This window comes from Flavobacterium subsaxonicum WB 4.1-42 = DSM 21790 (genome assembly GCF_000422725.1).
GTDB lineage: Bacteria > Bacteroidota > Bacteroidia > Flavobacteriales > Flavobacteriaceae > Flavobacterium > Flavobacterium subsaxonicum.
On sequence record NZ_AUGP01000025.1, the window covers coordinates 221,411 to 235,747 of the forward strand.

Annotated in this window: 13 protein-coding genes; 6 read left to right on the forward strand and 7 right to left on the reverse strand. The window is 42.0% G+C overall.

Annotated features, from left to right (window positions below; translation table 11 throughout):
• The first annotated feature begins 4 nt into the window (after nt 1–4).
• From G509_RS0108775 to G509_RS0108795, 5 genes are all read left to right on the forward strand, one after another.
• A complete protein-coding gene (locus G509_RS0108775) occupies nt 5–343 on the forward strand; it encodes an MGMT family protein (RefSeq protein ID WP_026991185.1) in 339 nt (112 codons plus the stop codon).
• A 426-nt stretch (nt 344–769) separates the two neighbouring features.
• The gene (locus G509_RS0108780) at nt 770–1,900 is read left to right on the forward strand and encodes an Mrp/NBP35 family ATP-binding protein (RefSeq protein WP_026991186.1); all 1,131 of its coding nucleotides are present in this window, start codon (nt 770–772) and stop codon (nt 1,898–1,900) included.
• 4 nt (nt 1,901–1,904) lie between these two features.
• Complete coding sequence (locus G509_RS0108785; protein ID WP_026991187.1) at nt 1,905–2,144, forward strand: NifU family protein; 240 nt, start codon at nt 1,905–1,907, stop codon at nt 2,142–2,144.
• Between the two features lie 107 nt (nt 2,145–2,251).
• Nucleotides 2,252–3,304 carry an NAD(P)/FAD-dependent oxidoreductase gene (locus G509_RS0108790; protein ID WP_026991188.1) on the forward strand — a complete coding sequence of 351 codons (1,053 nt, stop codon included), beginning with the start codon at nt 2,252–2,254 and terminating at the stop codon, nt 3,302–3,304.
• A gap of 79 nt (nt 3,305–3,383) precedes the next feature.
• Nucleotides 3,384–3,710 (forward strand): 2Fe-2S iron-sulfur cluster-binding family protein, encoded by a 327-nt coding sequence (locus tag G509_RS0108795; RefSeq protein WP_026991189.1) that lies wholly within the window; start codon nt 3,384–3,386, stop codon nt 3,708–3,710.
• A gap of 80 nt (nt 3,711–3,790) precedes the next feature.
• Here the strand turns inward: G509_RS0108795 and G509_RS0108800 are convergent, their stop codons facing one another.
• The 4 genes from G509_RS0108800 to rimP form a co-directional block, all read right to left on the reverse strand.
• A complete protein-coding gene (locus G509_RS0108800; protein WP_026991190.1) occupies nt 3,791–4,879 on the reverse strand; it encodes a hypothetical protein in 1,089 nt (362 codons plus the stop codon).
• Nucleotides 4,880–5,024: 145 nt separating this feature from the next.
• Nucleotides 5,025–7,946 (reverse strand): translation initiation factor IF-2, encoded by a 2,922-nt coding sequence (gene infB, locus G509_RS0108805; protein ID WP_026991191.1) that lies wholly within the window; start codon nt 7,944–7,946, stop codon nt 5,025–5,027.
• Between the two features lie 60 nt (nt 7,947–8,006).
• A complete protein-coding gene (gene nusA, locus G509_RS0108810) occupies nt 8,007–9,248 on the reverse strand; it encodes a transcription termination factor NusA (protein ID WP_026991192.1) in 1,242 nt (413 codons plus the stop codon).
• A gap of 15 nt (nt 9,249–9,263) precedes the next feature.
• The gene (gene rimP / locus G509_RS0108815; protein WP_026991193.1) at nt 9,264–9,728 is read right to left on the reverse strand and encodes a ribosome assembly cofactor RimP; all 465 of its coding nucleotides are present in this window, start codon (nt 9,726–9,728) and stop codon (nt 9,264–9,266) included.
• A 178-nt stretch (nt 9,729–9,906) separates the two neighbouring features.
• On the opposite strand from rimP, the gene G509_RS0108820 reads away from it, so the two are divergent.
• On the forward strand, nt 9,907–10,734 hold the full coding sequence (locus G509_RS0108820; RefSeq protein ID WP_026991194.1) for a universal stress protein: 828 nt from the start codon (nt 9,907–9,909) through the stop codon (nt 10,732–10,734).
• A gap of 219 nt (nt 10,735–10,953) precedes the next feature.
• Here G509_RS0108820 and G509_RS0108825 read toward each other — a convergent pair whose 3' ends face one another.
• From G509_RS0108825 to G509_RS0108835, 3 genes are all read right to left on the reverse strand, one after another.
• The gene (locus tag G509_RS0108825) at nt 10,954–12,357 is read right to left on the reverse strand and encodes a M43 family zinc metalloprotease (RefSeq protein ID WP_026991195.1); all 1,404 of its coding nucleotides are present in this window, start codon (nt 12,355–12,357) and stop codon (nt 10,954–10,956) included.
• Nucleotides 12,358–12,504: 147 nt separating this feature from the next.
• Nucleotides 12,505–13,185, reverse strand: a complete 681-nt coding sequence (locus tag G509_RS0108830) for a LytR/AlgR family response regulator transcription factor (protein WP_026991196.1) — start codon at nt 13,183–13,185, stop codon at nt 12,505–12,507.
• Nucleotides 13,182–14,252 (reverse strand): sensor histidine kinase, encoded by a 1,071-nt coding sequence (locus G509_RS0108835; protein WP_026991197.1) that lies wholly within the window; start codon nt 14,250–14,252, stop codon nt 13,182–13,184. Before G509_RS0108835 ends, G509_RS0108830 begins: the two co-directional genes overlap by 4 nt.
• Between the last annotated feature and the right edge of the window lie 85 nt (nt 14,253–14,337).

Genomic DNA, 14,337 nt, shown 5'->3' on the forward strand with positions numbered 1-14,337 from the left:
TGCCATGGCAAAAGCCGACGATTCTTTTTTTGATAAGGTGTACCATGTTGCAAGGCAAATACCTTACGGCAGGGTAACATCTTACGGGGCTATAGCTAAATTTTTAGGCGCAGCACGATCGGCACGCATGGTAGGCTGGGCTATGAATGCCACGCCGGGCGACGATGTACCGGCACACCGTGTGGTTAACAGAGTTGGACTACTAACCGGAAAACACCATTTTGAAGGCACCAACCTTATGCAGCAACTGCTGGAAAGCGAAGGAATAAAAGTAAAAGACAACAAGATTGTAAAATTCGACACCCATTTTTGGGACCCTGCCAAGGAGCTTACAGATTTTTAGATTGTTAGATTTTTAGAATGCCCAATAAACTGGTAGCAGGCATTTTACCACAAAGACACAAAGCTTTACAGTTTATGTAAATCACAAGGTTCGCAAAGACAACCATCTAAAGATGGAAGGCCACAAGGCTAACGTTACAAGCCGCAATCAATATCCATAAAGCCTTGTGTACTTTGTAGGCAACAACGTTGCCCTTCTGTGTTCTTAAACATCACAAACGGCTTGGTGAACTTGGTGAGATACTGATAGAATATCAGTATTGTGTTCTTTGTGGTTAAAAATAGAGCTGTTGTTTGTAAGAATGGTTCCGTGCTTTAATTTCAACACAAAAGAACAAAGGATTTAACTTCGCTAAATAAACTTTTCATAGTATCTTTGCAATTTAAAATAAGTCTACATAAGAGACTGTTAGCTATTTTACACACAATGAAATTAGATAGAAAAGACATACTAAAAGCCCTTGAAACCATTACCCTTGCCGGAGAAGGCAAAAACATGGTTGAAAGCGAGGCAGTACGCAACGTACTTACCTTTGGCGATGAGGTAGTTGTAGAGCTGGTTATGCAAACACCGGCACTGCACATACGCAAACGCGCCGAAGCCGATATAATTAAAACAATACACGACCTGGTATCGCCCGATGCCAAGGTAAAAGTAAACGTAAAGATAGAAGCGCCCGAGAAGCCTGAAATTAAAGGTAAGGCCATACCGGGTATAAGCAATATTATTGCAGTATCATCGGGCAAAGGTGGTGTGGGTAAATCTACCATTACGGCCAACCTTGCCGTTACCTTAGCCAAAATGGGCTTTAAGGTGGGTGTACTGGATGCCGATATTTACGGCCCGTCTATGCCAATAATGTTTGATGTAGAAAGGGAGCGCCCAATATCTGTAATGATAGACGGCAAATCTAAAATGAAACCCATTTCAAGCTACGGTGTAGAGATACTTTCTATAGGCTTTTTTACCAGCCCTGAGCAGGCCGTTATATGGCGTGGACCAATGGCAGGTAAAGCCCTTAACCAGATGATTTTTGATGCCGACTGGGGCGAGCTCGACTTTTTATTGTTAGACCTTCCACCGGGAACCGGCGATATTCACCTGTCTATCATGCAGGCACTGCCTATTACAGGCGCAGTTATTGTTAGTACACCGCAGGCTGTGGCCCTTGCCGATGCTAAAAAAGGTGTGGCAATGTTCCGCCAGGAAAGCATTAATGTACCGGTACTGGGCATTATAGAGAATATGGCTTATTTTACGCCGGAAGAACTTCCTGATAATAAATACTATATCTTTGGTAAAGAAGGTGCCCGTAACCTTGCCGAAGACTTAGAAGTGCCTTTTTTGGGAGAAATTCCGTTAGTACAAAGCATACGCGAAGCCGGAGATTATGGCCGCCCGGCTGCCCTGCAAACTGCTACGCCGCTTGAAGCTGCTTTTGAGGAGCTTGCGCGTAATGTAGTTCAGGAAACTGTAGACAGGAACGATAACCTGCCTGCTACCGAAGCAATTAAAATAACCACTATGGCTGGCTGCTCTGCAGTTAAAAAGAAATAAAAAAATGACAACAGAAGAAATTAGAAGCAGTGTTGAAAGAGCCCTGGATGAGATTCGTCCTTTTCTTGAATCTGACGGGGGTAATATATCGCTGATAGATATAGAGGATGATAAACACGTTAGGGTTCGCCTTGAAGGCGCCTGTGTAGGTTGCAGCGTTAACCAGATGACTCTTAAGGCAGGGGTAGAGACTACTATTAAAAAGTATGCTCCCGCTATAGAAACTGTGGTTAACATAGCCTAATTGTTTTCTTAGAAAAAATAGATTAGCCTGTGGCTGATATTTATCATAATTTTTAAAAGCAATTTTAAGCAACTTTGCTGTAGAATTGTTTTTACCATACGCAACACATGATTACAACCGATATTTTAATTATAGGCGCAGGCCCTACAGGGCTTTTTGCCGTTTTCGAGGCCGGACTTTTAAAACTTAAATGCCATATTATAGATGCCCTTCCGCAAATTGGCGGGCAGTTATCTGAGCTGTATCCTAAAAAACCCATTTTTGATATTCCGGGGTACCCGTCTGTTTTGGCAGGCGACCTGGTGCATAACTTAATGGAGCAAATCAAGCAGTTTCAGCCGGGCTTTACCCTTAACGAAAAGGCCGAGACCATACAAAAATTAGAAGACGGTACTTTTATAGTTACTACCAATAAAGGTACAGAGCACCATGCCAAAGCCGTGGCTATTGCCGGCGGTTTGGGCAGCTTTGAGCCGCGTAAACCTATTATAGAAGGCATAGAGTTTTATGAAGATAAGGGTGTTGAGTATTTTGTAAAAGACCCTGAGTTGTTTCGCAACAAGCGCATAGTTATTGCCGGTGGTGGCGACTCTGCCCTGGACTGGAGTATTTTTCTTTCTGATGTAGCTTCTGAAGTTACCCTGGTGCACAGGAGAAATGAGTTTAGGGGAGCGTTAGACTCGGTAGAAAAAGTACAGGAGCTTAAGCATCAGGGTAAAATTCGGCTTGTTACCCCTGCCGAAGTTACCGGTATTCGTGGCGATGAGCACGTAGAAGAGCTGGACCTTGAAATAGACGGTGCACATACGGCCATTAAAACCGATTATTTTATTCCGCTTTTTGGTCTTACGCCAAAGTTGGGTGCTATTGCAAACTGGGGCCTCGAAATAGAAAAAAATGCCATTAAAGTAAACAACGCTTTAGACTATCAAACCAATATAGAGGGTATTTATGCCATTGGCGATATTAATACCTACCCGGGCAAGCTTAAGCTTATTTTGTGTGGTTTCCACGAAGCTACATTAATGTGCCAGAGCGTGTTTAACAAAGTAAACCCAGGTAAAAAATACGTGCTTAAATACACAACCGTTAGCGGTGTAGATGGCTTTGACGGTACCCGTAAAGAAGCCGAAAAACAGGTGGTTAAAGCAATAGATTAATTTGGGTTACGGGTTAGGTGTTTTGGGTTCTTCACGCAGTAACTCTAAACTCTGAACTCTAAACTCTGAAATGTGTAGAATGAACGAAGTAACAATTAAAATAACCGACAGGGATGGTGTTATGCACGAAGTGCTTGCGCCTACCGATATGGCTATGAATATTATGGAGCTTGTGCGTGCTTACGAGCTGGCTCCGGAGGGTACTATAGGCATTTGTGGTGGTATGGCCATGTGCGCCTCCTGCCAGTGCTATGTGCTTAACGAGGTGGAGCTGCCCGAAATGGGCCCCGATGAGGATGCCATGCTTAGCGAAGCCTTTAATGTAAAGCCTAACAGCCGCCTTGGCTGCCAGATACCCATAACCAACGATCTTGAAGGCCTGGAACTCGAACTGGCCCCCGAATAATAAATATGAATCCCGACTGTGTAAGTCGGGATTTTTTATTTTGTGCTGATGCGTTGCTGCACTTGTAGTTTATTGAACTGTTATTTAGAAGGCTTGCTGTAATACTTAATGATAACATTTTTAATATCGGCTGCTGTCTTTTTACTGTCCTTATATTCTTTAAGCAAATCAGGGCGGGGGGCAAGCAGGGTCTTAATATCGTTATTAGATAAAAAGAACGGCTGCCCGCTGTAGCAGTCTATCAGCATAGGCATGGTAGTATCTATTTTAGGAACATAAATACCGCCAAGCTGGTACATTACTATTTGCGTAATCATTCGGTTCTGGTCGTACGCTATGTGCTCAATAAAAAACTTGTCGGCTATCCGTTCGGTCTTTGCATAGTATTTTTCTCCGGCAAATTTGCTTACGTTAAGGTACACGGTTTCGCCATCGCTAAAGGCATAATAATCGTCTGCCTTTTGGCTGTTGGTGTTGTTTATTAAATAGTATTTATTGTTTTTACTGCTTACATAAAAGTTAGAGTCGTCTTTAGGCGTATTCTTTATCATATCTAAGTAAGTACCATAAATACCTTTTGCGGGTTTGCCTAATTCTCTTTTTTCTACGGGGGTGTTATCAAAAACAATATACGTTTTATCTTCTTCGGGCGTTACCTCATATTTGCCCAGGCACTTGTTTAGCGCCCTCCTAATCCTGTCGGGGTGCTTTGCGGTTACATCCATGCCGGTGCTCTCTATATTGCCGCCATACGTGCCCACAATGTAGTTAACGCCATCCTTCTTTACAATTACATCTATAACTGCCGATGCAAAACCTGTTTCTTCGCTCTTTTCGGTATATTCAGAAATATACAGATCGTTAACGCGTACCGAAACCGGCACACGCCCGTCCATTTTAGGGTAGGCTTTAAGCAGATAATCTTTGACTTCGGTTAAAAAAGGTTTCTCAAAACGCGACAGCACTTTGCGGTTGGCAATCCCTTTTTGTACGGTACCAATGTTATCGGTAAACTGCCTGCCGTCATACACCTCTTCTATATAAAAAGGAACTTCCATAGCAGAGGTAGCTTCGTCGGTTAATGATATCAAGTAATATTCAGGTTTTGTTTGCGCCACGGTTATCTGGCCTATAAAAGCACAGAAAATAAGGAGTAATAGTTTTTTCATTTGGGAGTAATGCCTTGAATTAATCGGATACAAAAAAACGAAAAATATATTAATTTTTGAGAAGATAGTACGTTGATTGGCAAGCAAAAAAAAAGTCCCGACTGCATTGCTGCAATCGGGACTTTAGATATAGTGTAGTAACTTATTATTTAAGTTTCTTCTTAACTTCTACTTCCTGGTAAGCCTCTACAATGTCATACTCCTGTATGTCGTTATAGTTTTTAATCTGCATACCACAGTCGTAACCTTTAGATACCTCTTTAACATCATCTTTAAAGCGTTTAAGTGTGCTTAGTTCTCCTGTATAGATAACTACGCCTTCACGTATTAGCCTAATTCTTGAGCTACGGAATATCTTACCATCGGTCACCATACAACCTGCAATAGAACCAACTTTAGAGATCTTGAATACCTCACGAATCTCGGCAGTACCGGTAACTTCTTCCTTCATTTCCGGAGAAAGCATACCTTCCATCGCATCTTTAAGGTCGTCTATAGCATCGTAGATGATAGAGTAGTTACGGATGTCGATTTCTTCCCTGTCGGCAAGCTGTCTTGCATTTGCAGAAGGGCGTACGTTAAAGCCTATAATAATTGCATCGGATGCCGAAGCAAGCAACACGTCAGATTCGGTAATTGCACCAACACCTTTGTGTATAATGTTGATCTGGATTTCTTCGGTAGATAGTTTAGAGAACGAGTCAGAAAGTGCCTCAACAGAACCATCCACGTCACCTTTAAGGATAATGTTAAGTTCTTTAAACTGGCCAAGGGCAATCCTCCTGCCAATCTCGGCAAGGGTAATGTGCCTTTGTGTACGTACACTTTGCTCGCGCATTAATTGTGTACGTTTGGCAGCAATTTGTTTTGCTTCTTTCTCATCGGCATAAACGCTAAATTTATCACCTGCGGTAGGGGCGCCGTCTAAACCTAATATTGATATTGGTTGCGATGGGCCTGCCTCTTTAACATTGTGGCCACGCTCATCGTGCATTGCCTTAATTTTACCGTGGTGTTTACCGGCAAGTACATAGTCGCCCACTTTAAGTGTACCACCCTGTACAAGTACGGTAGATACATAACCGCGGCCTTTATCTAAAAACGCCTCTACAACAGTACCTACAGCAGCCTTATCAGGGTTTGCTTTAAGGTCTAACAATTCAGCTTCAAGTAATACTTTTTCAAGTAAGTCTTTTACACCAAGGCCTGTTTTTGCAGATATATCGTGCGATTGTATTTTACCGCCCCAATCTTCTACAAGAAGGTTCATACCGGCAAGCCTTTCTTTAATCTTTTCAGGATTAGCGTTGGGCTTATCTACTTTATTTATGGCAAATATAATTGGCACACCAGCAGCTTGTGCGTGGTTAATGGCCTCTTTAGTTTGCGGCATTATATCATCATCTGCTGCAATTACAATAATTGCAATATCTGTAACCTGGGCACCACGTGCACGCATTGCGGTAAACGCCTCGTGACCCGGTGTATCTAAAAATGCTATTTTCTGGCCATTATCTAACGTTACACCGTAGGCACCAATGTGCTGGGTAATACCGCCGGACTCTCCTGCAATAACATTTTCTTTACGGATGTAATCCAGAAGCGATGTTTTACCGTGGTCTACGTGACCCATTACGGTAACAATAGGAGCACGGAATACAAGGTCTTCTTCCCTGTCTTCTACAACTTCTTTAGCCTCTTCAATATCAGTAGTAATAAACTCTATCTCATAGCCAAACTCGTCTGCCACAATAGTAAGGGTTTCTGCATCCAGCCTTTGGTTCATGGTAACCATGATGCCTAAAGACATACAAACAGATATTACTTTGGTAATAGGCACATCCATCATGGTAGCAACCTCGCCTACGGTTACAAACTCTGTAACCTTAATTGTTTTGCTGCCTTCGTCTAATGCGCGCTGCTCATCATCCGTTCTCTGGCGGTGGCTGTCACGTTTGTCTCTACGGTATTTGGCTGCTTTAGATTTGCTGCCTTTACCCTGAAGTTTTTCAAGCGTTTCTCTGATCTGGTTTTTAACTTCTTCGTCGGTAGGCTCTACCTTGCTAACAATAGCAGGGCGTTTGTTAGGGCCAAACCTATTGCCGCCACCTTGTGCCGCGCCGCCGGTACCCGGTGCGTTAGGCCTGATAAGCTGGCTTGCCTGTCCTGGTGGGCGTGGTGCACCCTGGCCATTGTTGGAGCCCTGCGGTTTAGGAATAATCCTTTTGCGCTTATCTTTATTGTTGTTGTTGGCAGCATTATTTGCACCACCCGGCTTAGGAGCATCTTTTTTAGGCTCTTCTTTTTTCTTCTTAGGTTTATTAAACTGCGAAAGATCTATGGTTTGCCCTGTAAAGGTAGCACCGGTAAGCTTGGTGTACTGTGTTTTGATAGTTTCCTCTTCCGGCTGTGCAGGCGTTTCGGGCTGCGCAGGGGTAACGGGTTGTTGCGGCTGTGCTGCGGCCTGCGGCTCTTGTACAGGTTTTGGCTGTACAGGCTGTTGGGCTTGCGGCTGCGCTTGTATCTTAGGCACAATTTTTGGCTGCTCAGGTTGTTTTTGCACCTCTTTTGGTTCTTCGGCTTTTGGAGCCTCTGCAACGGGTTGTGGTGTTTCTGCAACCGGGGCTTTTTCTGCCGGTTTTTCTGTTTGTGCCTCCTGTTGTTTTACAGGTATGTCTGAAGTAGGCTCTACAGCAGCTTTTTTAGGGTTAAGGTCTATCTTACCAACCGACACCGGCCCTGTTATAGAAGCCTTAGCTCTTATAACTTCCTGCCTTTGTTTTTCTTCTTCCTGCTTTCTTTTCTCCTCCAGCTCTTTTTCTCTCTCTATACGCAGCGCTTCCTTCTCCTTCCTCTTCTCTTCACTCACCTCTAATGATGCAGCTTTGTTTCCTTTGTCGGCAGAAAATTGGTTGAATAAGGCATTATATTCCTCGCCGGATATCTTGGCATTTGGGCTTGCCTCGATAACGTGGCCCTTATCTTTAAGGAAATCCACAGCCCTGTCGAGGGAAATATTTAATTCCCTTAAAACTTTGTTTATTCTTATTGCTCTTTCTTCAGACATAAATATTTTTTACTATTATCTTCTTTCGTTGTGTTGTTGTGTTAAAATATTAAACTTAGCCTAACTTTCAAATTCTTCTTTTAAGATCCTCATAACCTCAAGAATGGTTTCTTCTTCAAGGTCAGTTCTTCTTACAAGGTCGTTTACGTCCTGGTTTAGTACGCTCCTTGCAGTATCGAGGCCTATTTTTGCAAACTCTGCGATGATCCACTCATCTATTTCGTCTGAGAATTCTGTTAATTCAACATCCTCATCCTCTGCAGGGCTGCCTTCTCTAATTACGTCAAGCTCATAGCCTGTCAATAATCCTGCCAGTTTAATATTATGTCCTCCTCGGCCAATAGCCTTAGATACTTCTTCTAATTTTAAAAACACATCTGCCCTGTGTGTGTTCTCGTCTATTTTAATAGACGATACTTTTGCCGGGCTTAGCGCTCTTGATATATACAACTGTGTATTGGTTGTATAATTAATAACGTCTATATTCTCGTTACCTAATTCGCGAACAATACCGTGTATACGAGAACCCTTCATACCTACGCAGGCGCCCACCGGGTCTATCCTGTCATCATAAGAATCTACAGCTACTTTTGCTTTTTCGCCCGGTATCCTTACTACTTTTTTAACGGTTATAAGGCCATCTGCCACCTCAGGAATTTCCTGTTCAAACAATTTTTCTAAAAACTTCTCAGAAGTTCTCGACATAATTATCTGCGGCTTGTTGCCCTTAAGTTCTACATTCTCAATAATACCTCTTACGTTGTCTCCTTTTCTAAAAAAGTCTGACGGAATCTGGTTTTCTTTAGGTAAAACTATTTCATTACCTTCATCATCCACCAAAATTACAGCTTTTGGCCTTACGTGGTGTACCTCTGCGGTATAAATATCGCCAATAATGTCTTTAAACTGCTTATAAAGGTTTGTATTGTCGTGTTCGTGTATCTTAGAGATAAGGTTTTGGCGTAGTGCTAATATAGCCCTGCGGCCCAGTTGTATTAGTTTTACCTCTTCAGATACGTCTTCGCCAACTTCAAAATCTTTTTCAATTTTCCTGGCTTCGCTAAGCGAAATTTCCTGGTTAGGGTCTTCTACCTCACCGTCTGCCACTACCACACGGTTTCTCCATATCTCCATATCCCCCTTGTCAGGGTTTATAATAATATCAAAATTATCATCAGACCCGTATTTCTTCTTCAATGCATTCCTGAATACATCTTCCAGTATCGCCATTAGGGTAACGCGATCTATAAGTTTATCATCTTTAAACTCTGAAAACGAATCTATTAATGCGAGATTTTCCATGCCAACTTTATATTTTTAAAATTTTATTACAACAACTGCTTCTTTAATCTCCGTGTAAGGCAGTTCGAGCCTTTTTTGCACGGTTTCTTTTCCTTTGCCTATTTGTTTAGGTTCGCGGGCTGTCCACTCCAGGATAATAACATCGTTGGTTGCATCTTCGAGGTTAGCTTCTATTTCCTGGTCGTTGGTTTTAACGTTAACAATCCTGCCAATATTTTTTTTATACTGCCTTGGGTCTTTAAGCGGGCTGGTTGCGCCTGCCGAGGCAACCTCTAACGAAAAATCTTCTTCTTCGCGGTCCAGGTTGTGCTCTATAGCCCTGCTCATATTAATGCAATCCTGCAGGGTAACGCCATTATCGCCATCAATAATAACTTCTATTTTATTAGCACTGTTTATGCTCAGGCTAATTAAAAACAGGTTTGGGTACTCTTCTAAACCCTTATTTAATAAATCTGTTACTTTCTCTTTAAATGTCATATTGTATAAAAAGAGGGGACTCCCGTCCCCTCATTACTTAGTTTTTATTAAATAACTGCGCAAATATACGAATAATTTTTATATCTTGAAAATCATTGGATAATGTAAAATTAATTTATACTTTTAGACCTTTAAAACCCGCCAATTTTTTGTTAAAAACTTACACAATATTTATCTTATGAAAAAAATTTTAGTACCTACCGATTTTTCTGACCATGCGGAATATGCCCTTAAAGTTGCAGCCCAAATTGCAAGGGATAATGGCGGTGAAATATTTTTATTGCACCTTTTAGACCTTCCTACCCATGGAAATGATGCCGTAGGTAACGCTGCCGAAGTACCCGAAGTTATGTTTTTTATGAGAAAAGTGCACGAGCGCTTTGATGAGCTAAAAAACGCTGATTACCTGGAAGGGCTTACGGTTAGCGAGGCTGTACAGTTTGATAATGCTTTTGAAGGTATTATTAAAACCAGCAAATTACATAATATAGACCTTGTTGTTATGGGGTCGCACGGTGCAAGCGGTTTCCGCGAAATGTTTATTGGCTCTAATACAGAGAAGGTTGTAAGAACATCTGAAGTGCCGGTGCTTGTTATTAAAAAAGAACAGGGTAGCTTTAACCCTCAGAATTTTGTTTTTGCATCTGATTTTTCTAACGAAATAAAAAAACCTTTTGCACAGGTGGTAGATTTTGCCAACAGCTTTAAATCTAAGCTTCACCTTTTATATGTTAACACACCAAACGACTTTAAATCGAGCCATGCGGCAGAGAAGCTAATCCACGATTTTGTATCTGGCTTTACGCTGGAGAATGGCTACAGTGCACACGTTTATAACGATGTTAATGTAGAAAAAGGCATACTGCATTTTGCTAACAGCGTTAATGCCGACCTTGTGGGTATGTGTACGCACGGCAGGCAGGGGCTTGCCCACTTTTTTAACGGCAGCATAAGCGAAGACTTAGTTAACCATGCCGTTAGGCCGGTGGTTACTTTTAAAATATAATTTAGGTTACTTATTATATAGGTAAAAAGCAGGGCAATCGCCCTGCTTTTTTTATGGGCATTATAGTGTAAGGATGTTGTTTGTTTAAGCGTATAATAAATTGATGTTAAGTAACCGTATAGTGTATTAAATGAGGTTTTTAAATTTAACGTAACTTTAATTTAGAGCATAAAAAAAGGCGGAGCAATGCTCCGCCTTTAGCTATAATTATGCTTGTTCTTAGTTTTTGATAAACTTAAGTGTTTTAGTAGCATTGCCTTTATCTACTTTAATAAAGTAAACACCGTTGCTGTAAGCAGATGTATCTACCGTTAGGTTGGCAGCACCTTTAACTGCAACGTTAGCTATGGTTTGGCCAAGGCTGTTGTAAATAACATAGCTGTCTGGCAACTGGCTGTCTTGTGTTGCAATAGTAAGCACACCCTGTGTAGGGTTAGGATACAGGTTAATGCCTTGTAGCAGGTTAAACTCCGGGTTAGCAGCTGTTGGCTGGCAAACTACAGATGTAACTAAACTTGCTCTCCGCTGTGCGTTTTCTAATACGGTATGCATCCTTGTCATCTGGTCTTGTGTAAAGATGTTCATACACGCATCGTTAGTGTAATCCATGTAATTGTTTGTCATATCGGCACCTGCTTTAGTTGGGCAGGTATCGTAGGCAGCATTACAGTCCCAGTTATCCCATTTTGCATAAGGGGTATCATTACAATAGTCGGTGGCGTTACAGTTAGATGTACCTAACGACTGAGAGCCACCATCGCCCCAAATGTGGCGAAGGCCAAGGGCATGGCCTACCTCATGTGTAGTTGTCCTACCTCTGTCGTAACCTAAAGAGGTTGCATAATCTCCTTCAGGAAATTCTACCGATGAGCCAAAATAGCGGTAGCCAATAACTACACCGTCGCTGGCTGCTGTAGCCTGAGGGTCTGTAGGTACGCCATTTAAGGTAGAGCCTTCAGGAAACTGTGCATAACCCAATATACCGTTTAATTCGGCCGAATTGGATGTAGAGAACCTAACCACCCAGATGTTAAAATACTGTTCAGGATCCCAAATTGTTGCAGGTTTCAGGTTTAAATTAACATCGTCAAAAGTAGCCCAGTTGGTCTGGCCCATATCTACACGATCTATACCATTAAATGCAGTTCCATCAGGTTTTACCTGTGCAAGGCAAAATTCAATTTGTGTATCGGCACCCACCTCTTCGCTATTTTCTCCGGGTGTACCTGCCATTCTTCTAAAATCCTGGTTAAGCACTGTAATTTGAGAAATTACCTGTCCGTCTAAAATATTTTCGCCACTACCAACAGCATCGCCATTGTGTATAACGTGTACTACAACCGGTATGGTTATAACTTCGTTAGTTGTTGCGCCGTTACGTTGCAATTTGCGTTCTTCGATCTTCTGGCTTATCCAGTTCTCAAAATTAGCGTTCTTGGCGGCAAGTTCGGTATTGCCCTCTTCCAGGTAGCTTCCGTACTCTACCGTAGCACATCTAACAACACCTGTTTTGGGGTTGCGGCCACTAAAAGTGCGTGGCTCTTTATTTTGAGCCTGCATGTGCAATGCACCCGTAAATAGCAGTACGGCTGCAATAGTAATTTTTGTAATATTCTTTTTCATTTATTTTTCTGGGTTAATAATGTGTTAAAGTTGTGCAAGGTATTCAAATTCAATACAAAATAAAATAGGCGAATTGTTAAAATCGTTATGAATTACACTTGCTTTATTATGTTTTTTACTGAACGTTGTGTATAATGCTGCGAAAAATTAAAAATGTTTGGCAACTATATCTTTATAGGTATCGCCTACAGGTATTACAAAGTCTTCTATTTGTATTGTTTTGTTGTAAATACTCTTTACTTTATTAACCGGTATAATATAAGAGCGGTGCACGCGCACAAAATTGGGCTGGGGTAGTTTTTCGAGTACGCTTTTCATAGAAAAACGTGCTGTAATAGGTGTTTTGCCCTTAAGGTGAATGCGAATGTAATCGTCCAGGCCCTCTATAAGCAGGATGTCATCATAATCTATGCGGTGCAGTTTATAGTCGGCACGAATAAGCAGGTGGCTTTGGCCGGGGGTGGTGCTGCGGGTGCGTTTTTCTTTAGATGCCTTATCTGTGGCAACTAAAAAACGCTCGAAAGAAAAGGGCTTAAGCAAGTAATCTATAGCATTAACGTTAAAACCCTCTACGGCATATTCGCTATAGGCAGTGGTAAAAATAACCATAGTTTCTGGCTCCAGCATCTTGTAAAAGTCGAGACCGTTTTTGCCGGGCATTTGTATATCCAGAAATAGTAAGTCGGTTGGGTTTTTCTGTAAATACTCCAAAGCCTCATCGGTTTTGGTAAATGTTTTTTGAAGCGCAATATAATCTACCTGGCTGCAAAAGTGGGTAATAATTTTAAGCGCAAGAGGCTCATCGTCTATAGCTATGGCTGTAATCATACCAGGGTTAAGGTTAGTTTAACTTCAAAAACATCGTTAGTATCAAATATAAGCAATTTATGCTTGTCCGGGTACAGGTACTCCAATCGCTGGCGGGTGTTTTCTACACCGTGGCCGCTTTCTTCGCCGGCCGGCAGGCTAACAGTTACCTTTTTGTTTTTAACATGCAGCAGCAGTTCGGTTTCGGTAATATCTATGTGCACATTAATGGCGGCGTCTTCCTCTGGGTTAAGGCCATATTTAAAGGCATTTTCTATAAAAGGAATAAGCAGCAGGGGCGATATGTACTTGCCTTGCGTGTTACCCGTAGTAATAAAAGTAAAGGCCGTGCTGCCATCCATACGCAGGCGTTGCAGGCTTATGTAGTTTTTAATGTAATCAATTTCATTATCAAGCGCTACGCGGTCGCGGCCACTTTCTGTAACCACATAGCGCATCATGCTCGATAGCTTAAGCACGGCTTCGGGTGCGGCATCGCTTTTTTCGAGCGTAAGCGCATAGAGGCTATTAAGGGTGTTGAATAAAAAATGCGGGTTTATTTGCGCCTTTAGGTAAGATACCTCTGTTTTAAGTTTTTCGCTTTGCATGCGGCTAAGGCGCTGGCTGGTTCGCAATAAAAACGACAGCAAAAATACCATTAGGCATTGCAATAAAGACCCTCCCTGTAGTGCCGGCATAAACATAGGCCAGGGCATATGGCCGCGCCCCGGCCAGTTGGGTTTGGGCATACTGCCGTCTGGCATGGGCATCATGGGGCGGGGCATGTTCATAAAATGCAAATCTGGAAACAACGTTCCGGGCACGTAGGCAATTATAAAAAAGCATAGCCCTATGCAGGCAAAAAATAGCAAATAGCGGTGCGTAAAATAAAATTTCGGAATAAAATAAAGGTAGTTGGCATAAAAAAAAGCAATAAGCAACAGGTATGATAAAAAGCTTTTTTGAAAACCGGCCTGCTCAAACAATATTTTTTTTGTTTCGAGGTCAGGAGACGAAAGTATGGGTATGCTTATAAACAGGAGGCATCCTAATATATGAAGCAGGTAGGGTTGCAGTTTTTTTGCCATTATAAAAATAATAATAACCAAAGCTACTAAGAAATACGGTGCCAACTGCACCGTTTGCGGCGAAAGGCTGCAATACTGCGGCTAA